The 23,818-nt window shown below is 60.0% G+C and carries 23 protein-coding genes; 5 read left to right on the plus strand and 18 right to left on the minus strand.

Features of this window, described 5'->3' with window-relative positions:
• Positions 1-377: 377 nt before the first annotated feature.
• The 4 genes from ACSQ83_RS19230 to ACSQ83_RS19245 all read right to left on the minus strand — a co-directional run bounded on the left by ACSQ83_RS19230 (position 378) and on the right by ACSQ83_RS19245 (position 5,334).
• On the minus strand, positions 378-1,475 hold the full coding sequence (locus tag ACSQ83_RS19230; protein ID WP_436229230.1) for a LacI family DNA-binding transcriptional regulator: 1,098 nt from the start codon (positions 1,473-1,475) through the stop codon (positions 378-380).
• Positions 1,476-1,760: 285 nt separating this feature from the next.
• The gene (locus ACSQ83_RS19235) at positions 1,761-3,395 is read right to left on the minus strand and encodes a sugar ABC transporter ATP-binding protein (RefSeq protein WP_436229231.1); all 1,635 of its coding nucleotides are present in this window, start codon (positions 3,393-3,395) and stop codon (positions 1,761-1,763) included.
• Positions 3,396-3,729: 334 nt separating this feature from the next.
• Complete coding sequence (locus ACSQ83_RS19240) at positions 3,730-4,722, minus strand: sugar ABC transporter substrate-binding protein (RefSeq protein WP_436229232.1); 993 nt, start codon at positions 4,720-4,722, stop codon at positions 3,730-3,732.
• A 330-nt stretch (positions 4,723-5,052) separates the two neighbouring features.
• Positions 5,053-5,334: a hypothetical protein gene (locus ACSQ83_RS19245; protein WP_436229233.1), complete on the minus strand. Its 282-nt coding sequence runs from the start codon at positions 5,332-5,334 to the stop codon at positions 5,053-5,055.
• A 602-nt stretch (positions 5,335-5,936) separates the two neighbouring features.
• Between ACSQ83_RS19245 and ACSQ83_RS19250 the strand changes: the two genes are divergently transcribed.
• The 3 genes from ACSQ83_RS19250 (at position 5,937) to ACSQ83_RS19260 (ending at position 7,977) form a co-directional block, all read left to right on the plus strand.
• Positions 5,937-6,242 carry a PsiF family protein gene (locus tag ACSQ83_RS19250; protein ID WP_436229234.1) on the plus strand — a complete coding sequence of 102 codons (306 nt, stop codon included), beginning with the start codon at positions 5,937-5,939 and terminating at the stop codon, positions 6,240-6,242.
• Positions 6,243-6,529: 287 nt separating this feature from the next.
• Positions 6,530-7,006, plus strand: a complete 477-nt coding sequence (locus tag ACSQ83_RS19255; protein WP_436229235.1) for a hypothetical protein — start codon at positions 6,530-6,532, stop codon at positions 7,004-7,006.
• A gap of 380 nt (positions 7,007-7,386) precedes the next feature.
• Positions 7,387-7,977: a BPSL1445 family SYLF domain-containing lipoprotein gene (locus ACSQ83_RS19260; RefSeq protein WP_436229236.1), complete on the plus strand. Its 591-nt coding sequence runs from the start codon at positions 7,387-7,389 to the stop codon at positions 7,975-7,977.
• 148 nt (positions 7,978-8,125) lie between these two features.
• Here the strand turns inward: ACSQ83_RS19260 and ACSQ83_RS19265 are convergent, their stop codons facing one another.
• The 10 genes from ACSQ83_RS19265 to mltG form a co-directional block, all read right to left on the minus strand.
• Positions 8,126-9,193 carry a glycosyltransferase family 4 protein gene (locus tag ACSQ83_RS19265; protein ID WP_436229237.1) on the minus strand — a complete coding sequence of 356 codons (1,068 nt, stop codon included), beginning with the start codon at positions 9,191-9,193 and terminating at the stop codon, positions 8,126-8,128.
• 265 nt (positions 9,194-9,458) lie between these two features.
• Positions 9,459-10,877: an alpha,alpha-trehalose-phosphate synthase (UDP-forming) gene (otsA, locus tag ACSQ83_RS19270; RefSeq protein ID WP_414954406.1), complete on the minus strand. Its 1,419-nt coding sequence runs from the start codon at positions 10,875-10,877 to the stop codon at positions 9,459-9,461.
• 267 nt (positions 10,878-11,144) lie between these two features.
• Positions 11,145-12,455, minus strand: a complete 1,311-nt coding sequence (locus tag ACSQ83_RS19275; RefSeq protein ID WP_414968929.1) for a mechanosensitive ion channel family protein — start codon at positions 12,453-12,455, stop codon at positions 11,145-11,147.
• A gap of 236 nt (positions 12,456-12,691) precedes the next feature.
• Positions 12,692-13,048, minus strand: coding sequence for a Rap1a/Tai family immunity protein (locus ACSQ83_RS19280; protein WP_031359334.1), 357 nt, complete (start codon positions 13,046-13,048; stop codon positions 12,692-12,694).
• Between the two features lie 219 nt (positions 13,049-13,267).
• On the minus strand, positions 13,268-14,026 hold the full coding sequence (locus tag ACSQ83_RS19285) for an ankyrin repeat domain-containing protein (RefSeq protein ID WP_436229238.1): 759 nt from the start codon (positions 14,024-14,026) through the stop codon (positions 13,268-13,270).
• Between the two features lie 89 nt (positions 14,027-14,115).
• Positions 14,116-14,913, minus strand: a complete 798-nt coding sequence (locus ACSQ83_RS19290) for a TatD family hydrolase (RefSeq protein WP_414954403.1) — start codon at positions 14,911-14,913, stop codon at positions 14,116-14,118.
• A gap of 51 nt (positions 14,914-14,964) precedes the next feature.
• Positions 14,965-15,462: an N-acetyltransferase family protein gene (locus tag ACSQ83_RS19295; protein WP_436229239.1), complete on the minus strand. Its 498-nt coding sequence runs from the start codon at positions 15,460-15,462 to the stop codon at positions 14,965-14,967.
• A gap of 34 nt (positions 15,463-15,496) precedes the next feature.
• Positions 15,497-16,519, minus strand: a complete 1,023-nt coding sequence (locus ACSQ83_RS19300) for a DNA polymerase III subunit delta' (RefSeq protein WP_436229240.1) — start codon at positions 16,517-16,519, stop codon at positions 15,497-15,499.
• A gap of 224 nt (positions 16,520-16,743) precedes the next feature.
• Positions 16,744-17,364, minus strand: coding sequence for a dTMP kinase (tmk, locus tag ACSQ83_RS19305; RefSeq protein ID WP_436229241.1), 621 nt, complete (start codon positions 17,362-17,364; stop codon positions 16,744-16,746).
• The gene (gene mltG / locus ACSQ83_RS19310; protein WP_414968926.1) at positions 17,364-18,380 is read right to left on the minus strand and encodes an endolytic transglycosylase MltG; all 1,017 of its coding nucleotides are present in this window, start codon (positions 18,378-18,380) and stop codon (positions 17,364-17,366) included. Before mltG ends, tmk begins: the two co-directional genes overlap by 1 nt.
• Before the next feature lie 61 nt (positions 18,381-18,441).
• On the opposite strand from mltG, the gene ygfZ reads away from it, so the two are divergent.
• Positions 18,442-19,428, plus strand: coding sequence for a CAF17-like 4Fe-4S cluster assembly/insertion protein YgfZ (ygfZ, locus tag ACSQ83_RS19315; RefSeq protein WP_436229242.1), 987 nt, complete (start codon positions 18,442-18,444; stop codon positions 19,426-19,428).
• A 21-nt stretch (positions 19,429-19,449) separates the two neighbouring features.
• Positions 19,450-20,280, plus strand: coding sequence for an NRDE family protein (locus ACSQ83_RS19320; protein ID WP_436229243.1), 831 nt, complete (start codon positions 19,450-19,452; stop codon positions 20,278-20,280).
• A 43-nt stretch (positions 20,281-20,323) separates the two neighbouring features.
• Here ACSQ83_RS19320 and ACSQ83_RS19325 read toward each other — a convergent pair whose 3' ends face one another.
• From ACSQ83_RS19325 to ACSQ83_RS19340, 4 genes are all read right to left on the minus strand, one after another.
• A complete protein-coding gene (locus tag ACSQ83_RS19325) occupies positions 20,324-21,289 on the minus strand; it encodes an alpha/beta hydrolase (RefSeq protein WP_436229298.1) in 966 nt (321 codons plus the stop codon).
• A gap of 88 nt (positions 21,290-21,377) precedes the next feature.
• Entirely contained in the window at positions 21,378-22,241 is an 864-nt protein-coding gene (locus tag ACSQ83_RS19330; protein ID WP_436229244.1) for an SDR family oxidoreductase, read from the minus strand.
• A 44-nt stretch (positions 22,242-22,285) separates the two neighbouring features.
• Positions 22,286-23,293 (minus strand): NADP-dependent oxidoreductase, encoded by a 1,008-nt coding sequence (locus ACSQ83_RS19335; RefSeq protein ID WP_436229245.1) that lies wholly within the window; start codon positions 23,291-23,293, stop codon positions 22,286-22,288.
• A 59-nt stretch (positions 23,294-23,352) separates the two neighbouring features.
• Positions 23,353-23,817: a PaaI family thioesterase gene (locus ACSQ83_RS19340; protein ID WP_436229246.1), complete on the minus strand. Its 465-nt coding sequence runs from the start codon at positions 23,815-23,817 to the stop codon at positions 23,353-23,355.
• Between the last annotated feature and the right edge of the window lies 1 nt (position 23,818).

A 23,818-nucleotide genomic window follows, 5' to 3' on the forward strand; every position in this document is an offset into this window, starting at 1 on the left:
CTTGGACATCTTTTACGGCGTGCGCGCGGCGTACTTGAGAAAATTCATGAAATGTTATTTCATCTAATGATTTACCCTGAGAACTTTAGATGCGCTTTATTAAGCAAAGGATCGCATTAATGCGTTTGTTGTAAACGATTCAGTATGAATCGCGCCATCGTGCTTGATGACCACGAGGGAACCGGTTGAGGTTTGATTTGAAGAAAGAAGGAATAACGGGGAAGTGATAACGCTGGAGACGTGGAGATCAACCCGTCTCCCGAGATGTCTGTGCTTGCCGCGAATGGTTCGCGCGCATCGGCGCCCGCGTGCTGACAAACGAAACGGGGTTCCGCCGATGCCGGCAAAACCCCGAATGCGAGTGTCCTCTGCCTGCTTCAGGCCTTCTCGGTACTGCCTTGCCCGAGGGCTGCGGCATTCACCGCAGCAACAGCCCCGGCCGCCGCATCTTTCCGATACGCCAGCGGCATCACCTCCGGCACGACTGCCGTCGATTCACGCAGGATCATTCGCGGCGTGACAACGCGCCGCCGCGTGGTCGCCGGTACCTTGCCCGCGATCCGGTCGATCAGCGTCTGCGCCGCCAGCTCGCCGAGTTCGCGCACCGATTGCCCAACCGTCGATAACGCCGGATACGTGTATCGGCTCAATTCGATATCGTCGAAACCGATGATCGAACAGTCACGCGGCACGTTGATGCCCCGCTCCGCGGCTGCCCGCAACGCACCGACGCCCATCATGTCGTTGCACGCAAAAATACCGGTGGGTTTGAGGGTATCGAAGAGTTGCGATGCTGCCTCGTAACCTCCGGTCGCCGAAAATGCGCTCTGCTGAATGGCGTTCGGCTCGATCTCGATGCCGCGCTCCGCCATGGCACGGATAAATCCGTGGACGCGCATTGCGCTGACCGCCGTGGCAATCGGGCCCGTGATACAGCCGACGCGCGAGTGCCCAAGCTGCAGCAAGTGCCGCGTCGCCAGATAGCCGCCCTTCTCGTGATCGATCTGCACCAGATCCGCCGATACACCTTCAATATTCCGGTCCAGGATCACCAGCGGTTCACGCGAACCGGCCAGGCTTTGCGCGAGCACCGCATCTTCTCCCGCCGACGCAATCACCAGCCCGTCGATCCGTTTTTCCTGCAGCACGCGCAAGTAGCTGCGCTGCTTGGCGGGATCGTCGTCGGAATTGCAGAAGAACATGCAATAACCGTTCTTCGCGCAGCCGTCTTCCACCCCTCGCGCCAGTTCCGCGAAATAGGGGTTGGTTGCGTTCGGCACGAGTAAGCCGATAGTGAGCGTGTTGCGCGCCTTGAGAGAACGCGCCACCGCCGAGGGCACGTAATCGAGTTCGAGAATCGCGCGCTCCACTTTCAGCCGCACCTCTGCCGACACGGGTCGCGAGTTGTTCACGACATGAGACACCGTCGTGAACGAAACGCCCGCAATGGCTGCTACATCTTTGATCGTCGCCATACTTGGTCCTTCTCTCTGACTTGAGTCGTGCTTTTGCTCTTCTTGATTGGCCCCCGCAAAGCGCGTCCCGCTGCGCCGCCCTCTAGCCTTGCGTTGCCGGTTGCCTGCCTGGTCTAACGTACATCATTTGCCCGCGGCCATTAGTGCGGCCTTTAACGCAGGCATTACGACCGTCTGCCGGCGTTTTCCCCGCGCCGGCTTTCATGCTTGGCGGGCACCGCAACTTTTGCTGCTTTTGTGCCTGCTTTCATCACTCGCTACCCTGATGCAACTGCGTTCGCAGACTCACCGATCCACTACTGATTCGCCGTTGCTCGATGGCGGAGGTGGAACGGGAGGCGGCGCCTTGGCGTCCGGGACGATAGGTTCCTGGAGGATTTCGTCGCGTTTCGCGTAGCCGGCAAAAGCCGCCGCCAACAGCGCGTCCCGCGACCAGGTATTTCTCTCGAAGACCCCGCTCATCCGTCCCGCCGACATCACCCCGATCCGGTCGCAAATAAGCATCAGTTCGCGCAAATCGCTCGATACCACCACGAGCGCCCGCCCTTCCAGCGCCAACGCACCCATCAACGCATAGATATCGAATTTCGCGCCGACATCGATGCCGCGCGTGGGTTCATCGAAGAGAAGCACAGTCGAGTCCCGGGCGAGCCAACGGCCAATCACCACCTTCTGCTGATTGCCGCCCGACAACTCCGACACCGGTTGCATCGGACCCGCGGCACGGATATGCATCGCGTCGATCTGTTTTTGAGCCAGCGCCGCTTCACGCCGTCCATCGACAAAACCATTGCTCGAGACCGCGCCGATATTGCCAAGCGAAATGTTCGCGGCAATCGGCTGCGGCAGCAGCAAACCCTCGCCCTTGCGATCCTCGGTGATCAGCGCAATGCCGTTCTTCACCGCGTCCGCTGGCGACGTGATCTTCACCGGCATGAGCGCAGCGCCTTCGTGCGCGACCGACACCACACCGCTATCGGCCCGGTCCGCGCCGTAGATCAGGCGCATCAGTTCCGTGCGACCCGCGCCAATCAGCCCGCTGATGCCGAAAATCTCGCCCGCCTTCACTTCGAACGACACATCGCGGACTACGTGGCCGCGGCTCATGCCGGCCACTTTCAGCGCGACGTCGCGAATCCGGCGCTCGCCCAGATCGATCCGCTCACCGATGTCGCGTCCCACCATGAGCGTGACGAGGCGGTCGCTCGTCAGGTTTTGCATGGTGTCGATATGAACCAGCTTGCCGTCGCGCAACACGGCTGCGCGCCCGGCGATCCGCCTTAATTCTTCCAGCCGGTGCGAGATATACACCAGCGCCACGCCCCGCTTCTTCAGGCGTTCGACTTGCTCGAACAGCAAGTCCACTTCGCGCGCCGTCAGCATGGCGGTGGGTTCATCGAGAATCAGCACGCGGCAATCGCCAATCAGATTCCGCGCGATTTCGACCATCTGCTGATGCCCGATGCCCAGTTCGCCCACGAGCGTATCCGGATCGATTGCGTCAAGCCCGACCTGCTGCATCGCGTGCCGCGCATCCTCGCGCAGCGCCGCCCGGTCGATCCAGCCGAATTTGAATCCCTTGCGCTGCGGCAAGCGGTTCAGGAACAGGTTTTCCGCCACTGAGAGCGTAGGCAGCAGGTTCAACTCCTGCATCACCATGCGCACGCCGAGCGCCTCCGCGTCCTTCCGGCTGGCCGGCGCGTAAGGCGCGCCGCCCAGGGTCATGGTGCCGGTGGTCGGATCGACCAGGCCGCCAACGATCTTGGACAGCGTGCTTTTTCCGGCGCCGTTTTCCCCGGTCAACGCGAGGACTTCGCCGGCGTGCAGGTCCAGCGTGACATCCGATAAAACCGGCTCCACGTAGGTCTTGCCTATCCCGCTCACCGTGAGAACGGGCGGGGTTTCCACTCTGTCGTCCATCCACTTCTCCGGCGACAAGCCGCTGCGCTGGCCACAAACCGGTCTCGCAGCCTGCGAACTTTGGGTACCCGAGATCCCGCATTAAGGCGAGGCTCCAATTCCAGAGCGGGTCCGGCCGCAATCGTTTGCAGCGGAACATGCTCGCGAAGTCCCGACTAGCCTTCTGCCGTCCCAATACCCAATCTACTTACCCAGTTCAGATACACGATTACGGGCTCCGCCTCGCCAATTCATCGAAAAAACGGGTTAATCATCCCATTCCTTCGTTTATCGGCAGCGGCGCCTGTTTCTTAAGACTTTAAGCAGACAAATTGAGACTCTATGCCTGTAATACCTATTTTTTGGTGATCAGGACAACCGGTGTTTCCACCACCCCGGACAACTCCGACTGCTTCTTATGCTCGGAAATCGCCTTCAAAGCCGTGTCGATACCAAATACCGCCTGCTTCGCGGCGTATTGATCGGCGGTCGCGAGCACCCGGCCATCGGCGAGCATCGGCTTGATGGCGTTGATGTTGTCGTAACCCACGACCTGCACCTTGCCCGCCTTGCCAGCCGCCCGCACGGCAGCCACCGCGCCGAGCGCCATGTTGTCGTTGCCGCAGAGCAGCGCCTTGATGTTCGGATTCGCGTTTAGGATCTGCGATGCCACCGCATTGCCCTTGTCGATTTCCCAGTCGCCGGATTGCAGGGCAACGACCTTCATGCCGCCAGTTTGCATCGCTTCCTTGAATCCGGCGGTACGTTGCTGCGCGTTCGTCGTGGTCGATACGCCTTCGATAATGGCAACTTCATCGCCCGCCTTGAGCCGCTTGGCGAGGTAATCGCCGACCAGCCGCGCGCCCTTCGCGTTGTCCGGGCCGACAAACGGCACGTTCAGGTCCTTCGACTTGAGCACGTCCGGGTCCAGCCGGTTATCGATATTCACCACGATAATCCCGGCATCCACGGCCTTTTTGACGACCGGCACGAGGGCTTTCGAATCGGCCGGCGCGATCACGAGCGCATCGACCTTCGAGACGATCATCTGCTCGACAATGCGGATCTGGCTCGCGGTATCGGTCTCGTCCTTGATGCCGTTAGTGATCAGGTCAAACTGGCTCGCGTTATGTTTCTGATAGTCCTTGGCGCCGGTTTCCATGGTCAGGAAGAACTCGTTCGCCAGCGATTTCATCACGAGCGCAACTTTCGGCTTGTGCGCGGCTTGCGCGGCGGCATCTGCTGAATAGAGCGATAACGGCAACGCGGCGCACGCGCTCAACAACAGCGCGACGGACAGGAATCGGCGGCGTAGCGCGGGTTTGACGGCTTTGTGATGTGATTTCATGCGGCAAATCTCCTGGTTTCGTTTTGAGTTGTCGGATGTTCGGTGATTGGATGAAACAGGATGGATGGCGGGGTGTTGAGGCTCAGGCTCAGGCGATATAGATGGGGTTGAAGCGCGCCGGATCGCTGTGCGCGCTTGCGTGTTTTCGGCTTGGTGACAAGCGCCCACGGTCCGATGAGCGTGGACGGTCCCGCTTCCGACCGCAATTGCTGTCGGCCCTGATTTTTACGCAACACGGAATGCGGCGAGACTTCGCCGCCTAGCCGCCAATCAACTCCGCATGCAAAATCGCGGTGAAATCTTCCTCATCACTGCCATGCCGTCGAGCGCTTACAACTCGTCAACAGACTCCCCTTTCACCTTCTTGTCGATGATCGACCGCGCGTACTCAATGCCCGCTCGCGTCGCATCGATAGGACTGTCGAACGGTTCCTGCTCCGGTACGCCGAACATCTCCGATTTCGAGCTTTCGCCGCTGGCGCTGCGCGAAATATTGACGACGATATCGAAATGACGCGGGCCATCGTCCGGCTCGTCGCGTTCTTTTCCGCGGCGCAACGCCTGGACGGTGATTTCGAAACCCTTGTAGTGATCGGATAAAGGATGGGACATACGCAACTCCTTTCAGCAGTAGACAACAGGATCGCACGGCTTTGCAACGCTGCGCATGAGAGAGTGTAGGGAGAATCTGTGAACGCGCTTTGTCGAGGCGACGACACCGCTCACGCAGATGTTGCGATGCTACAACGGCGGTTTTGCTCGTAGATAGCGGCGAGAGCCGGTCGTTGCAAGCCATGGAATCATCGCGTCCCTGATCTCCTCGACCACGCAACACGCGCACGCGCGAGGACGAAAATTGTAAGCCTGTTGTGCAGAACCGTTGTCATCGGCGAAAGAAAGCTTACAAAACGCGTGTCGAAAGGGCACGAAAGACGCTGGATCGTTTTTGATCAATAAGAATCAATAAAGCTGACGTCTTCCGAATCATGCGGGCGCACGGTGCTAGTCGTTTATCCGTAGGTTCGAAACCGTACGGCATTTGTATGGCTTTTTGCCATAATGAGTTGCCTTAGTTGTCTGAATAAGCCGCGTAGCAATGGCAAAGATCGTATCGATGGCAAAAACAAAGGCAAACGCCGCAGCGGTATCAATACGTGCCTGACCTTGCAACACCTCACCTCGTTTCACGTCATCCATTTAAAGGGAGAAAACGCATGAAGATCCGGGCAACCATCGCAGCGCTCACATTGGGCGCCATGTTAAGCGTGACATTCGCTGCAACGCCGGCGTTCGCCGATAACAGCCAGCAATCGAAGATGACGACCTGCAATGCGCAGGCGACGGGCAAGAAAGGCGATGACCGCAAGGCGTTCATGAAAGGTTGCCTCTCATCCACGCCTGCAGCGGCCGCACCGATGACCCAGCAGCAGAAAATGACGGCGTGCAACAAGTCGGCGACGGGCAAGAAAGGTGACGATCGAAAGGCCTTCATGAAGGACTGTCTGAGCAACAAGGGCTGAACCGGAGCGAGGTGACGCTCAATTGCTTGATAAAGCCGCGTGTATTAACCACGCGGCTTTTTTATGACTTTTCCAGTGTAAATAGCTGATAAATCACGCATAGGTAAAGTCCCGAACACGGGAAAACCCCGCCCCGTCTTATTGCAGTGCAGCTACGGTCTTACTAACGCGGCGCGCGTTTTATCTCATAAGATGACGCGAAGGCGGTCCACCAGAACTATTAATGCGCCATTGGTCCGCCACAGTCTAGCCGGCTTGCAGCACTGCAATGGACGGAGGCATTCAGGATGGTGTGGCGATATAAAAACCGCTGGTTCAGGCGCTGGCTGGTCGTGATTGTTTTTTGGGCCGTTCCGGTCATGATCGTGGCGGCAAACGAGCTACGCGACCAACTTGCGTACGATGCCCAGGATCTCGCGCACTCTCTCTCCACATGGACCTTCACCGACGCGCAGCGTGCCGCTCCCGCCGTGTCGCGCTGCCATGGTTCGCTCGACGAAGCGCGCGCGGCCGGCTGTCCGCCGGATATCGTCGCGGCCAACGCCGCGAAGAACCAGGACGCCCAGCAGGAGTATTCGACTCGCCGCAGCGTGCTGTTCGGTTATCTATGGCACGCGTTTGTAGGGTATTGGGTTGTACCGGCAATCGCGCTGTTTTTGTTCGGCGCGGTGGTGGGGATCATTCGGCGTTCCCTTCGGCGCCCGCCTGCAAAAAACGATAAAGCGAAACAAACCAATGAATCCGCGCGGATTGCAAAGCCGTAGAAACCGCGCATTGCAGTGCGGAGACGACACCTCTGCGGGACTTTTTGCACTATCTCACGCAATTTTTAATTTTATTTTGATGGGTAAGTTTGACCGGAATTCGATGGATTCGAACGAGCTGGCCCGCCGTTTGCGTCCTTGGGTTTTGTCTGTTTTGAGGGGCGAATGTTTCGCGCAAACAAGCGCTTTCTCACGCGGACAGCATTTCGGCCAGGCAGGTCAAAATTACCACATTGCATTTGCCTGACAGGGCGCAAGCCAAGCGGGGTAAGGCTTCGCGAGAATTCTGGACATGTTGCTGACGGACGTGCTGTGTTATAAAACGCCATGCTGCAACACTCGTAGATGGGGTTTCCCAAAAAACCACGATGGAGAAAACGATGCAAAGACGAAACTTCATGATCAAATCGACCGCCGCGCTTGCAATGGGTGGCTTCGCACTGGCAGGTTGCACGACGACCTCGAACCAGGGCGCGCAACAAAATGCCGGCGACGCGGACGCACGCCGTTCGATCGACGCTGACATCGACGCGACGATGCAACGCCTCTACGTGACCGCTCGCGGCTCGCGTGAGCTGGTGGGCAAGGCGCGTGGCGTGCTCGTGTTCCCGTCGGTGCTCCAGGCAGGCTTTATCGTCGGTGCGCAGTACGGCAAGGGCGCGCTGCGAGTGGGCGGCAGCTCGGTCGGCTACTACAGCACGACGTCGGGTTCGATCGGCCTGCAGGCTGGCGCGCAATCGAAGTCAATCGTGTTCCTGTTCATGACGCAGGACGCACTCGATAAATTCCGCAATACCGACGGCTGGTCAGTCGGCGGCGATGCATCGGTTGCACTGGTCAAGATGGGCGCCAACGGCAATATCGATTCGGATACCGCTACGGCGCCGGTCGAAGTGTTCGTGCTGACGAACGCCGGCCTGATGGCTAACCTGTCGCTGGAAGGCACGAAGGTATCGCGTCTGAAGATCTGATCGGGGTCTCAGGCCAGCACGCTCAGGCCTGAATCCTGAATCAAGCTGAATCAAGCGCGCACGTTGAAACCGCCGCGCAGCACGACCGAAAGGTCGTGCTGCGCGGCGGTTTTCTTTTTGGCTTTTTAGTTGGGAGCGCTGCGGCCGTTTAGCTGGTTGCGCTATCGATCAGCTTGAGGCGTGAACGCTTTTGCGCGCGCACGACGGCTTGATAAGCATCAACGTATTGCTGCGCCATGCGATGCGACGTGAAGCGTTCCTCGAAGCGCTTGCGCACACCGTCGCGCGACACGGTATGCAGACGGTTCACAGCCGCCACCGCACCAATCTCGTCCTCGACGATAAACCCAGTCACGCCCTCTTCCAGCACTTCCGGCACCGAGCCGCGATTAAACGCGATCACTGGCGTGCCGCATGCCATCGACTCGATCATCACCAGTCCGAAGGGTTCCGGCCAATCGATCGGGAACAGCAGCGCGTGGGCGCCGGAAAGGAAATCGGCCTTCTGGTCATCGGCGATTTCACCGATGAATTCAACATACGGCAACTCCATCAGCGGCGCGATCTCGCGTTCGTAGTACTCGCGGTCGGCGGCGTCTACCTTCGCCGCGATCTTGATCTTCATGCCGCAACGGCCGGCAATCCGGATGGCGGTATCGACGCGTTTTTCCGGCGATATCCGCCCAAGGAACGCCAGGTAAGTTTGCTCGACCGGCTGCGGCATGTAGCGTTTTTCCGGTAGCCCGTGATACACGGTCGTCAGCCATTTGGCCTGCGGCAACGGATGGCGTTGCGCGTCCGAAATGGAGATGACCGGCGCGGTGTTGAACGTGTTGAAGATTGGCTGCTGTTCCGGCAAATCAAGCCGGCCATGCAACGTGGTCACGAACGGCGTGTCCTGGCGTTTGAACAGCGAGAACGAGTAGTAATCCATGTGAAAATGCAGCACGTCGAAGTCGTCAGCGCGGCGCCGCACCATTTCCATCAGCAGCATGTGCGGGGCAATCCGGTCGCGGATAGCCGGGTCCAGGCGCAACGCGCGTGGCCACACGGCTTCCAGTTTCGCCTTGGTTTGCGAGTCGCCTGAAGCGAACAAGGTCACGTCATGCCCGAGCTCTACCAGCGCCTCGGTGATATATGAAACAACCCGCTCAGTACCGCCATACAGCTTGGGCGGCACTGATTCGGTCAACGGTGCTATTTGTGCAATTCTCATTATTCGCGTCTCCACTCGGTCTTACGTCGCCGTGATGTTTAGTCGGTGATATTGATCGGCACGGGCGCCGGACGTCCTCGCGCGCAAAACTGGGCGCACAAGAACGACACCGTATTATTGGCTGTGGGAGCCTAAAAGTTGGCAAAACTTTCACTTTCACGACCCTGTTACAGTCGCGAAACACTCGAATATTGTCGAATTAGTGCGGTTTTCAGGCCGATATTCCGCTTTTAAGTAATGTTTTACATCGGCGCTGAATCTGTTGTTATTTGTTGCTCCCCGGACGTTTGCTCGCCGGTTGGTTCAGATTCACGCCACGCAGGTCACCGAGAAACGAGTCGCGCCAGACCCCTAGGTCGTATTTGCGGAGCATCACCATGTTGGTTTCGTAGCGCTCGCGGCGTTCGGCAAGCGGCATGGAAAGTGCCCGCCCAATCGCCTCGCTCATGCCGACTATATCGTGCGGATTCACCATCAACGCGCCCTTCATTTCATCGGCGGCGCCGGCGAACTGGGACAGTACGAGCACGCCGGGATCGTCCGGATTTTGCGCCGCGACATACTCCTTCGCGACCAGGTTCATGCCGTCGCGCAACGGCGTAACCAGCCCGATCTGCGACTCGCGAAACAGCGACATCAGCTTCCACCGGTCATAACGCTGGTTCATGTAGCGGATCGGCGTGTAGTCGAGGCCGGAATAGCGGCCGTTGATACGTCCTGCTTCGTATTCCAGGTTATGGCGGATTTGCTGATAGGTATCCACGTCTGAACGCGTGGGCGGTGCGATCTGGACCAGCGTGACATTGCCCCGCCATTCCGGCGATTTTTCGAGGAAATGCTCGAACGCCTTGAAGCGCTCGACCAGCCCTTTCGAATAGTCCAGCCGATCCACACTCATGATGAGCTTGCGGCCTTCCAGGCTTTGTTTCAGGTCCATCACGTCCTGGCGTGCTTCGCCACGCGTGGCTTGTTCGGCAATTTCGTCCGGGAAGACGCCGATGCGGTACACGCCTGTTTTCAGCTTGCGTCCGAACGCCTCCACTTCACCATCGGCCGTGGCGGTTCCATGTGCGTGACGGATGATGTAATCGTGGAAAGCAGCCTGGTCGCCGGGCGTCTGGAAACCCACGACGTCGTAGCAGCACAGCGACTTGACCAGTTCCTCGTGTGGCGGAATGTTGAGCAGGATTTGTGGCGACGGAAACGGGATATGCAGGAAAAAGCCCATCCGGTTGGTCACGCCTTCTGAACGCAGCGCTTCTCCAAAGGGGATCAGGTGATAGTCGTGGACCCAGATCACATCGTCGGGTTGCAGCAGCTTGATGGCGCGATGCGCGAGCCACGAATTGACTCGCCTGTATCCCGCGTATTCGTCGCGATCGTAGACGGCCAGGTCGTTCCGATAATGGAAGACGGGCCATAAGGTCGCGTTCGAAAACCCGCGGTAATACTGGTCGTAGTCCTTCTTCGGCAAGCCCACGGTGGCAAACGTGACCGCGCCGTCCTGTTCGAGTTTCGGTCCCTGGTTCGCGACGGTGTCGCTGACTACGTCGCCGCTCCAGCCGAACCAGACACCGCCGCTGTCCTTCAGCGCGCCGAAGACGCCCACGGCGAGTCCGCCGGCCGAGCCTTTGGTTTCTGTCGGAGAAGCTACTCGGTTCGATACAACGACTAGGCGGGTCATTACTGGCTTCCTTTTTTGCGATTCTGTTTCAAGGTGTGTGTATTGTTTTCATGGCCGCATCAATGAGCGCTATGCGAGCGTCGCGGCCATTTTGTTTTTCGCCGACGATCTTCGTTCGGCTCCGGGCGTGAGCGTCAGTTCAATTTCATTGACGCGTTTACCGATGCGTCACCCGTGCTTCATCGCATGGCTTCAATGGCTTGGCTTCGTGGCCCTTCACTGTCGCTACTGTGAGCCCGTCGGCAACCTCATGCAGATGACCTCGCCTTAGCGCCGCCCAGCGGGATTGGTTGCGCCACCTCCAGGAGCGCTCGGCGCGGTGCTCGCTGCCGAATTCGCCGATGCGTCCGGGCCGTTCCGCTCTCCCCGGCTCGCCACCGGATCGGCTTCCGTATTGGCCGTCCCGCGGTGCACCGGCGGCCTGATCGTTCCGGCTGCACCGTTCGTGCCATCCGCGAGACTACGTTCGAGCGGCGGCACAAAATCGACGTGCTCCCCTTCCGGCGATATATCCGCGCGCGTCCGCGGCAGGAACTGCGGATACGACGATTGCATGAAGTTCAGCAGGCCTTCGCGGACCCGGCATCGAAGATCCCAGTTCAAGCCGGAATCGAACGAGCTGACGAGCACGCGAAGCTGCATCGACTTTTCGGTGGCATCGGTGACTTGAAGCACCTGCACACGCTCATCCCACTCCGGCGCGCTTTGCAAAATCCGCTCGAGTTCTTCGCGCAACGGGGCGAGCGGCATGCGGTAATCGACAAAGAAAAATACCGTGCCAATGATCTGCGAACTGTTGCGCGTCCAGTTGGTGAACGGATTCTCGATAAACCATTGCAGCGGCACGATCAGGCGCCGCTGGTCCCAGATCCGGATGGACACATACGTGCCGGTGATCTCCTCGACGCGGCCCCATTCGCCCTGGATCACCACGACATCGTCCAGCCGGATGGGTTGCGACAACGCAATTTGCAATCCGGCGATCAGGTTGCCCAGCACCGGCCGCGCGGCAATACCGGCGACCAGCCCGGCGACGCCCGCCGACGCCAGCAAGCTCGCGCCGACCTGCCGCACGGCGGGAAACGTCATCAACGCACCGCCGAAGCCGATGATCACGATCACCACCATCACCGAACGCGCCAGCACACGCGCCTGTGTGTGGATGCGGCGCGCCTGCAGGTTGTCCTGGCTATCGAGCGGATGGGCCTGCACCAGCGCTTCAGCCACCGCGCCCACTGAACGCACGGCAAGCCATGTCAGCGAGACGATCAGCAGCACGGTCAGCAGGTCGCGCAGCGCGGCGGCGAACGGGAGCGCATCGGGGGCTTCGACCAGCACGAAACCCAGGCCGAGAATGATCAGCAGCGCGAGCGCGGGTTTATCGATGAAACGCAATACCACGCTCATCAACGGGTACGGCCGCGCGATGCGCGCCAGAATACGAGCGCCCACACGATGCACGCCGATGGCAAACAGCACGGAAAGCGCCGCCACGACCAGCGTGCCGGGCCAGGTGCTGAGCGGAGCGGAAGCGATTCGCTCGAAGGAGTCGAAGTCGAAGGAAGCGAGAGAGATCATCGTCGTCGTGGGATCAGCCTTGGGGGGTGATATCGGGGATACGACGGGAATGTGCAAAACCCGATTGCGTCCGCGCACGCATGGGACATCTGGAGCGCAGTGACGTTAGTGACTTCAGTGACACCCGCGGCTGGCCGGTTTGACCCGTCAGCCGCGTGATGAGATGACTATTCTATTGCATTGCAGCATATGCTGCGCCGGCCGGTCTGGATCAGCCGTTTAATGCAAATGCCGGCTTACTTTTCAGCTTTGCAGGGGAAAGCCTTGCCGAGCCCGAGCGACACCATGGTCGTGGCGTTGAAGTTGCCGCGCGTGGGGTTGTCGGCGATGAACTTGCGTACCGCGTCCGTCAGTTCCTGTGGTTTGACATCGACTGGCAGGCAAAAATACTGGCCAATTTGCGGTCCCGATGTACCGCCAATAGCTTCAATGGTGTTGTAGATGCCGTCAGCAGCGCCTTCTATATAAGCCGCACATGCGCTGCGTGAGGCCGTGTCCGTCTTGGTACAAAGCATGTTCAGATCGTTGCCCGTGAACGCGGCCGCGCTAAGCGGAAACGCGAGCACACTGGCCATGACAAAAACCCGCTGCATGATGGTCCTTTCTTATGTTGGCGGTTGCGGGCCGGCCTGGATGCGCAGGTGAAAACATCCTGTCTTGAAGGCTCAAACCCGTCTTTTCAGCGAGCGCACCCGGTTATCAGTTCCGGATTACACCCGCTGTTCCTCGTATATTCCGTCCTCGTATCGCGCGGCTGGGACCTGTTACCGGTCATTAGTCAAACCAAAGTCAGGCACTCGTCCGCGAGAGCGTCATTTTGCACTGTTTGCGCCGCTTTGCGGTGCTCCGGACGCGCCCGCTGCGCCCTGGTTTTGCATCGATGCCAGCCGTGCCGCCAGCCCTTCCGCCACATCTTTCTCATGATACTGATTGGCGAAGTCCACCGCCGTCATGCCAATCTGGTTCTTCACCCGGAGATCAGCGCCTTCATCGAGCAACAGCTTGACCGTCGACAAATGGCCGCCGCGCGCCGCCATCATCAGCGGGGTCGTGCCGTTGGGCGAACCCGAGTCGATGTAAGCCGAATGATCGAGCAGCACCTTGACCACGTCGTCATGACCGTTGGTTGCGGCGTAATGCAGCGGCGTCCAGCCCTTCTTGTTCACTTCCGCGTCTTTCGCGATCAGCAGGTTCACGAACGTAAGGTCGTCGTTGAGCGCGGCCAGCATCATTGCGTTTTCACCAGCGGGATCGAGCTTTTCGAGGTCGATGTTCGGGTTATCGGCGAGCAGTTGGCCTACCTTGTCCGACTTTTCCCTTGCCGCGATCACGAGCAGCGGCGTGCCGGTGTTATCAACGAGATTAGGATCCACGCCCTGTGACAACAGCTTTTTAACGGCAGAAATGTCGTCGAACTTTACGGCCTTGATCATGGAATCAGCCGGCGTGGCGAACGCCGGTTGCGCAATGGCCGCGGCCGTCAGCACAAGCCCCGTCACCAGGGTTCGCCAAGTCTTGCGCGCGAAGGGGGACGAATAAGTCGAAGAGGAAACCGTCGAAGATGTAAGCATGTGTTCCTTGGGGATTACTTAATGACTTGGCGTTCTAATCACGAATAAATGAATCTGCCAGGCAAGCGATCGAAAAACCGTCGCGGCGTTCAGTGTTCGACTGACTGCGGCTGCGGGATCTTGAACAGCTCGAAAAAATTGCGCGTGGTGGCTGCCGCCAGCGCGTCTTCGGGCATCTCACGCAATTGCGCGATGAAGCGTCCGACATAACTTACGTACGCAGGTTCATTCGATTTCCCGCGATACGGCACCGGCGCCAGATACGGCGAGTCCGTTTCAATCAGCAAACGCTCGAGCGGCACGCGCTGCGCGACGTCCTGCACGTCCTTCGCGCTCTTGAACGTGACAATGCCCGACAGCGAAATGTAAAAGTCCTGGGCGAGCGCCGCCTCAGCGACATGCCACGGTTCCGTGAAGCAATGCATCACGCCGCCCGGCACGCTTGCACGTTCCTCGGCCATGATGCGCAGCGTGTCTTCCCACGACGAACGCGTGTGAATGATCAGCGGCTTGGCGGTGGCGTGCGCCGCGCGAATATGCGTGCGGAAGCGTTCGCGCTGCCATTCCATATCGGCGATGCTGCGTCCTTCCAGGCGGTAATAGTCCAATCCCGTTTCGCCGATAGCCACCACTTTCGGATGCCGCGCCAGTTCCACGAGTTCCGCCACGCTCGGTTCTTGCGCGTCCTCGTGGTCCGGATGCACGCCAACCGATGCGTAGATATGCTCGTTCTCCTCGGCGATCTTCAACACCGACGGCAGCGTTTCCAGATCAACCGAGACGCACAGCGCATGCGTCACCTTCAGCTCGCGCATTTTCCCGAGCACTTCGGGCAGACGATCGGCCAGGCCCTCGAAATTGATGTGGCAATGCGAATCGACGAACATGGAGATTCCGTTAAAGCGGGATGGGGTTGCGTTCTAGATTTAGATAGCGGATCAGCCTAGCCGCCGCCCGAGGATCACGAGGTCTCTCTCAACGCCGTCAAGCACGGCGACGCGCGGCAGCGTGCCCCACGTTTCGAATTCGAAGCGCTGGAACAGGCGCAGACTGGCTTCGTTGTGGCCAAAGATAAAGCCCAGCAGCGTGTCGATACCCAACGCCGGCGCACGTGCCACCGCCACTTGCAGCAATTGCTTGCCGAGTCCCTTGCCACGCGCGCTTTCGGCGAGATAGATGCTGACCTCAGCCGTTCGCAGATAAGCCGGACGGCCGTAGAAGTCGGAGAAACTCAGCCACGCGATGATCCCGTCATTTTCTTCAACCACCCATAGCGGGCGCGCTTTCGGGCCATGCGCATGAAACCATGCGAGCCGGCTGTCGACTGTGACCGGTTCCAGGTCGGCGGTGACAAGGCGCGAAGGCACCGTGGAATTGTAGATGGCCACGATGCCGGGAAGATCGTCGAGCGTAGCGTCGCGGAAGCTGAGGTTCATAGTGCGGTCGTATGGAAAAAGAGTGAATCGGTGGTCAGGCGGAGAACATGTCGCGATAGCCGAGGAACAGTTCTTCGAACACCAGCCGCGCATTCAGCGGATGATTTTCCACCGCGCGCTGCCGTGTCACCGTCTTTTGAAAGCGGGCGAAACGCTCGGTATCGATCTGCGCCGCGCAGCGTTCTAGCGCCTTCGATGCCCCTGGAAAGTAGCGCGGACGCCCTGCCGCTTTCTGCGCGAGCAAGTCGTAAAGCCAGCGCTGCAGCCAGCCGAGCACCATGGGCACGGGTAGTTTCTGAAGGTTTTCTCCGCACGCAAAAGCGTCGCAGGCTGGGCCTGCGGCCAGTTGCGCCAGCGCGAAATCACGCAGCGCGCGGTTTTCATCGGAGGCGAGCGCCAGCGCGGTCAGTGGCGCGCCGCCCGCTTCCGCCAGCACGGCTGCGGGACGCTCCACGCCCTGTTGGGCGAGCCACGCAACGGCCGGCTCGGTGGCCGGAAGGGTCATTGGCCACTGGCGGCATCGGCTGATGATGGTTGGCAGCAAGCGGTCTATGCGCGCCGTGACGAGGATGAACACCACGCCCGCAGGCGGTTCTTCCAGCGTCTTGAGCAAGGCGTTTGCGGCAAACACGTTGATCGATTCAGCCGGATACACCAGGACGACACGCAAACCGCCGCGGTGCGAGCCGAGGCTGAAGAAATTCATCAGCCCGAGCACTTGATCGATCTTGATCTCCTTGCTCAGCACCTTCGTTTTCTTGCCGTCCTCGTCTGCTTTATCGGCCTTGTCGTCACTGATCAATTCCCCGGCGAGCGCTTCCGGCAACACCGCGCGATAGTCGGGATGGTTGCCCTGGCTGAACCACAGGCAGGCGACGCACTTGCCGCACGGTTCACGAGTCTCGGTCGGGGTTTCGCAGAGCAGGCTCTGGGCAAGATGCTGGGCGAACTGCAATTTACCGATGCCCGCGCGACCGTGCAGGAGCAACGCGTGCGGCCAGCTTGCACGCAGTTGTTCAAGATGGGTCCAGTCATCGGTTTGCCACGGATAGATCATGAAAAGTCTTTTGGATCAGGTGGTTGCGAAGCAATCTTGCGAGTCTTAATTTACTTTAGGTAAGCGGCAAAGTTCAATTAATTCAACTGGTTATTGACAATAATTGAAGCTTTTTCGACTCTTTTTCGACTATTAAGCTGATGCGGGATCGATGAACGTCAGCGGCCAGAACCGCCACCCAGCGCGACTTAAAGTAAATTCTTGATTCTAATTTCATAGATAAATCAAATATTTGCGATCACTGCTTCAAGTTGTTTCTGAATATTGGCGATCGAATGCGTTGCGTCGATTATCACAAATCGCTCCGGCGATTCCGCGGCCCGGCGCAAATATTCAGCCCGCGTGCGGCCGAAAAACGAATCCGATTCGCTCTCGAACTTGTCCGGCGAGCGAACCGCGCCGCGCCGTTCGCTGGCTACGTTCGTCGGCACGTCAAAGAGCACCGTCAGGTCCGGCTGAAAACCGCCCTGCACCCAGCGCTCGAGCGCTTCCAGCTTGTCACGCGGCAAACCGCGCCCACCGCCTTGATACGCGAAGGTGGCATCGGAGAAACGGTCCGACAAAACCCAGTCGCCCCGGGCCAGCGCCGGTTCAATAATTTGCGCCAGATGTTCCCGGCGTGCGGCAAACATCAGCAATGCTTCGGTTTCGAGGTCCATCGGCTGGTTGAGCAGCAGGTCTCGCAGGCTTTCGCCCAGCGTCGTACCGCCGGGCTCCCGCGTGATCACGACCGAGCGGCCCGTGGCGGCAATCTTGTCCTCCAGGCGCTGACGAAACCACGCGAGGTGCGTCGTCTTACCCGCGCCGTCGATGCCTTCAAACGTGATGAATTTGCCGCGCACCATCATTGTCCCCGGATGTACTTGTCGACGGCCCGATTGTGGTCGCCGAGATTGTCTGAAAAGAAGCTGCTGCCGTCGCCGCGCGACACAAAATACAGTGCCGTGCTCGATGCAGGATTGACCGTCGCCGCGAGGGCCGCCACGCCCGGCAGCGCGATCGGACCGGGCGGAAGGCCCATGCGCGTGTAGGTATTGTACGGAGTGTCGGTTTGCAGGTCTTTTTTACGCAACCGGCCAGCGTAGGCCGAACCGAGCCCGTAGATCACCGAGGGGTCCGTTTGCAGCGGCATGCCAATGCGCAGCCGGTTCGTGAACACGGCGGCGACCAGCGGCCGGTCGGCGGCGCGCCCCGTTTCCTTTTCGACTATCGACGCCATGATCAGCGCGTCGTAAGGCGTCTTGTACGGCAAATTCTGCGCACGGGTAGCCCAGGCTTCGTCGAGACGTTGCTGCATCAGCTTGTACGCCCGTTTGTAGACGGCGATGTCGCTCGTGCCTTTGTCGAAGAGATAGGTGTCGGGGAAGAACAGGCCCTCCGCGCTCGCCCGCGCAATCACGTCGTCGGGCGCGCCGATGGCCTTGAGCAAATCGGTATCGGTCATGCCGGCCGTGTCGTGCTGCAGCGCCGGATTGCCGTCCAGTTCATTGCGCATTTTCTGGAACGTCCACCCTTCGATCACCGTGGCCACGTATTCATTGACGTCGCCGCGGGCAATTTTCTGCAGCATCTCGTAGGGCGTGATGCCCTCCTTGAATGCGTAATTACCGGACTTGAGCTGCGACGAAAGACCGAGCGCGCGCGTCATCAGCACGAACAACTGCTGCTGGACGTGCGCCCCGCCGCGGTCCAGCTGGAGGGCCACGCTGCGTAAGGTGCTATGAGATTTGATGGTGATGTCGAGTTCGGGCGAGGTCAGCTCGACCGGGCTATTCGCCCACTTGAACATGCCCCCAACGAGTGCACCGGCAACCACGACCGCGACGACAGCCACGGTCAAACATTTCTTCAAAAGGGACATGCGAAACACGCTCTAAGTAAGACCCATATAATACAAGTTCGCCATCGCCCAAGTCAGGTCCATGAATTCTTCGACCGCCTCATCGCTTTCCTCCCCCTTCGACGCTGTCCTCCACGCCGGCGTATTCGTGCCGCTGACGCAGTTCGGGATTATCGATACCACCGGCGACGACGCCGCTGCTTTTCTTCACACGCAACTGACGAGTGACGTCCAGCATCTGGACGCATCGAGTGCGCGTCTCGCCGGTTATTGCTCGCCCAAGGGCCGCTTGCTGGCGTCGTTTTTAATGTGGCGATGTGGTGAGGCCGTGCGTCTGATGCTCGCCGCCGACATCCAGGCATCGGTGCAAAAACGCTTGTCGATGTTCGTGATGCGCGCGAAAGCGAAGCTCGTCGATGCCACGCCGTCGCTCGCCGCCGTGGGTTTTGCCGGCGATGTCCGCAAGACGCTGTCCCATCTCTTCGACGCCATGCCCGACGGCGTGCATGTGAAAGTGGACGGTCCGCTCGGCTCGCTGATTCGCGTTCCCGATGCCGCCGGCCGGCCGCGTTTCCTGTGGGTTGGCCCGAAGGCCGAAGTCGAAGCGCGCCTCGCCGATATCGAAAAGCAGCTCACGCGCGCTCCGGCCGACTTATGGGACTGGCTTGACATTCACGCGGGCGAACCGCGCATTACGCAGCCGACGTCCGAGCAATTCGTCCCGCAGATGGTCAATTTCGACGTCCTCGGCGGCGTCAACTTCAAGAAGGGGTGTTATCCCGGGCAGGAAGTGGTCGCGCGCAGCCAATATCGCGGCACGATCAAGCGGCGCACGTCGCTGGCCCATGCCGAAACGGCCAAGCCTGGCGATGAACTATTCCACTCCGATGACCCCGGCCAGCCATGCGGCCTCGTGGTCAACGTGGCGCCTGCGCCTAATGGCGGCGTCGACGCGCTTGTTGAAATCAAACTCGCGGCGCTTGAACAGGGTTCCGTGCACGTGGGTTCGGCGGAGGGGCCCGCGTTGAAGTTCTCTCCGTTGCCCTATACATTGCCGACTGAAGTCTGATTTATTGCGGACGGTTCGCTCATGTGCCTGATTGTCTTCGACTGGCAACCGGACGCGACCGCGTCTGACGCTGAGCGTCCGTTGCTCACGCTCGCAGCCAATCGCGATGAGTTTTTTCATCGTGAAACCGAGCCCTTGCACTGGTGGGACAACGCGCCGGAGGTCCTCGCCGGACGCGATCTGACCGGCGGCGGAACGTGGCTCGGCGTCACGCGCGATGGCCGTTTTGCCGCGTTGACGAACTATCGGGCGCCGGCGGAAGTGAAGCCCAATGCGCCGACTCGCGGTACGCTGGTCAGTGACTTTTTGCTTGGAACACCGGTCGCGCCGATGGCTTATCTGGATGCGGTCGCCCGCGATGGGCATAGGTACAACGGCTTCAATCTCGTTGTGGGCGACTTCACGCGGCGCGAACTTGCGTGGTACGGCAATCGTGCCGATGCCCCGCCTTCGCTGCTTGACCCCGGCATTCACGGGTTGTCGAATAGTCTGCTCGACACACCCTGGCCGAAGCTCGTCGCGCAACGCGACGCATTGCGCGATCTGCTTCACGTCGATGAACAGCCGTCGCTCGATAGCCTGATCGAGACCATGCGCAATCCCCAACTCGCAGATGATCATCTGCTGCCGTCTACCGGACTCACGCTTGAGCGCGAGCGGGTGTTGTCGGCGGCGTTTATCGAGTCCGAGGGTTATGGGACGCGCAGTACGACGGCGTTGCGGGTAACGGCGGTCGATGGTGTCCTGACGCTGCAAATCAAGGAACTCAGCGACGACGATGGTTCACATCAGATCAGCCGCCCCGGCACGTTCGAACGAAGCGATGCGTTCACGATCGTGCGAGTGGCTTAGGACACGCGAAACTTTGTGCGCGTCAAGTTTTCAACGCCAGTTTTTATCCCTCTGCGACGTTCATATGTCGACGCAATGCATCTGCTGCGTCCGCATGCGCTTTCGCCACTTCCGGCACAAAACCGCCCATCTTGAAGAACTCGTGCGTCATGCCTTCGTAGCGGACCAGTTCGACCGGGACGTGGGCACTTTCAAGCTTGGCCGCATAGGCCACGTCTTCGTCGAAGAGGGGATCGTGATCCGCCGCGGCGATCCATGCAGGGGCAACGCCGGTGAAATCCGGCATTGCCCCGCGCGCGTCCAGTGGGGCGAAACGCCAGTCGTCACGGTCTTTATCGTCACGAAGATACTGCGCGAAGAACCACTGGACCGTCTTCGCCGACAACACGAATCCCTCGGCAAATCGCGCATACGATGGCGTGTCCTGCCGCGCGCTGACGCCGGGATAGATTAGCAGTTGCAGGAGCAGCGGGATGCCGGCATCGCGTGCGAGCAATGCGCACACCGTGGCGAGCGTGCCGCCCGCGCTGTCGCCGCCAACCGCGAAGCGCGTGCCGTCGAGTCCCAGCGACGCGGCTTGCGCGTGAAGCCACGTGAGGGCGTCGAAGGCATCGTGCACGGCGGTTGGAAATTTATGTTCGGGCGCAAGCCGGTAATCGACCGACGCCACCGCGCAGCCTGAATCGGCGGCGAGGCGCCGGCAGAAGGAGTCGTGGGTATCGATACTGCCGATCACAAAACCACCGCCGTGAAAGTAGACCAGCATGGGTGTTGGGGCAGCCCAGTTCGGTTCGACCGGGTGATATAGGCGGGCACGGATGGACGCTTGATCGCGCGCGGGTATCGTGAGTTCGTGGACGTCGAACATCGCGGCCGGCGCGATGTCGAGGATCAGCGCGCTGCGTTCGTATGACGCACGCGCGGCAGAAGCTGAAAGCGTGTGGAACGGCGGCCGCTTGGCCTTCGCGATGAGTTCAAGGACCTGTGCAATGGTCGGATTCAGCGGCATGGGAGCAGGAAATTTGCGAGCGTTGGAAGTCCGCAATGATGACATGGCACCGCGAATTCGATGCGATTTGGTTCGCTAACCTCGCACCCTACCCCTTCACCTCCGGCTTCAACGACAACGGATCGGTCGGATTGCGCCGCTGCGCGACGTCATCGAAACGCAGTTGCACCGAGGCCAGAATCTTCGGATGCGTCAGCACGTAAAACCGCCGTTCGCGAACTGCATCGAAGGTCAGTTCCGCCACCTGTTTCGCGTTCAGCTTCCCGCTCTCCACCGCCTTCGTGAGCTGCCTGGAGGCCATGCGCTGGGATGTCGTGACAGGCTGATCATTGCGCAAACCCTCCGGCCGCGCGCGCTCGGCGTTCGCAATGCCCGTTGGCACGAATGCCGGGCAAAGCAAGGAACAATCGACCTGGCCACCAGTGATCTTCAAGTCGTGATACAGCGTTTCCGTCAACGCGACGACCGCGTGCTTCGATGCGTTATAGACGCCCATTCCCGGCGCCGACAGCAAGCCCGCCACCGACGCCGTGTTGACAATATGCGCCGGCTCTTGCTGCGCTAGCATCAACGGCGTGAACGCGCGCACGCCGTTCGCTACGCCCATCACGTTGACGCCAAACACCCACGCCCAGTCGTTCGCGCTGCTTTCCCAGACAAAGCCACCTGTACCAACACCCGCGTTGTTGAAGAGCAGATGCACGGCGCCGTAGGTATCGATAGTCGCCCGAGCGAGCGCATCGACCTGCGCTGCATCGGAGACATCAGTCGGCACGCCGAGCGCTTCGACGCCCAAACCGCGCGCCATCTCGACGGTTTCCGCGAGGCCTTTTACATCGACGTCGGCGAGCACGAGCTTCATGCCCAGCGCCGCGCCCTTCAGTGCGAACTCGCGGCCGAAGCCGCTGCCGGCACCCGTGATTACGGCCACTTTGCCGTCGAACTGATCCACGCTGTCTCCTTTCTTTTTTCTTTTGATCGCAAGGATCCGGACGTTCAGATGAGCTTGACGAGCTGCTTGCCGAAGTTCTTGCCCTTGAGCAATCCGAGAAATGCCTCCGGCGCATTTTCAAGGCCCTGCGCAATGGTCTCGCGATATTGCAGCTTCTTCTGTGCAACGAGCCCGCCGAGTTGCGTGAGCGCCTCAGGCCATATTTCCGGCGATTCGCTGACGATGAAACCCTGCACCTTCAGCCGTTGCGTGAGTAGCAAAGCGGGCTTTTTAAGCGGCATGGGCGTTCCGTCGTAACTCGCGATCATCCCGCACAGCGCAATGCGGCCGAAGGCATTCATGCGTGACAACACGACATCCAGTATCTCGCCGCCGACGTTTTCGAAATAGCCATCGGCCCCGTTAGGCAATGCCGCCTTTAGGTCGTCATGGAGGTTGCCGCCCTTGTAGTCGACGCATGCATCGAAGCCGAGTGTCTCGGTGACGTAGCGGCATTTGTCCGCCCCGCCCGCAATGCCCACCGCGCGGCAGCCCGCGGCTTTCGCCAACTGGCCGACCACGCTTCCCACCGCGCCGCTCGCCGCGCTGACAACGATTGTTTCACCGGCTTTCGGCTCGATGATCTTGTTGAGCCCAAGCCATGCGGTTACGCCGGGCATGCCGACCGGACCGAGATACGTCGACAGCGGGATATGCGTGTCGTCGACCTTACGCAGGCCCTTGCCATCCGACGTGCCGAATTCCTGCCAGCCGTAGGTCCCGACCACCTTGTCGCCGATCGCAAACTTCGGATTCTTCGATTCCACCACCTCACCCACCGTCCCGCCGATCATCACCTCGTTCAGCGGCTGCGACGCGGCGTACGACTTTGAGTCGTCCATCCGGCCGCGCATGTAGGGATCGAGCGAAAGGAAATGATTGCGCACGCGCACCTGACCATCGGTCAGAGGCTGGAGCGGGGTTTCGACGAGCTTGAAATTGTCGACGCTTGCCGCGCCTTGCGGGCGCGAAACGAGGAGGATCTGGCGATTGATTGAAGTGTGTTCTGACATCGTGATACTCCTGTGCGGTCCCGATAGAAGCCAGAGCGCGAGGCGCCCTGGTAGCGGCGTCAGGCGTCGCTGGGACCGGGTGTGGCGGACGGATCTGAGCGGAGGCGTTGCTGTGCGATATCGCGGCCGACGGCGAGCCTGCGCATGTACTTGAAGGTACCCAGCGCCTTCGCGACGAAGTGGCCTTCGCTGTCGCGGATTTCGCCTTCGCAATACGCCATGGTGGTGGAGCGGTGCAACACGCGGGCAAACGCGCGGAGTTCGCCGCGGCCTGGCTGCATGAAGTTGACTTTCATTTCGACGGTGACCACGCCGATGCCGTTATCGGCGAGACTGCGCGCGGCCATCGCGAGGGCGACATCGGCGAGCGTCATGGTCACGCCTCCGTGTGCAATGCCCCACGTATTCATGTGCGTGGCGCTCAGCGGCAGCACCACTTCGCTTGCGCCATCTTCAGCGGAGATGAGCTGCACGCCGAGCGAATCGACGAACGGGCTTTCAGGGAGCGTGGAGAAATCGGTCATG

Source organism: Caballeronia sp. LjRoot29 (assembly GCF_964252755.1).
GTDB lineage: Bacteria > Pseudomonadota > Gammaproteobacteria > Burkholderiales > Burkholderiaceae > Caballeronia.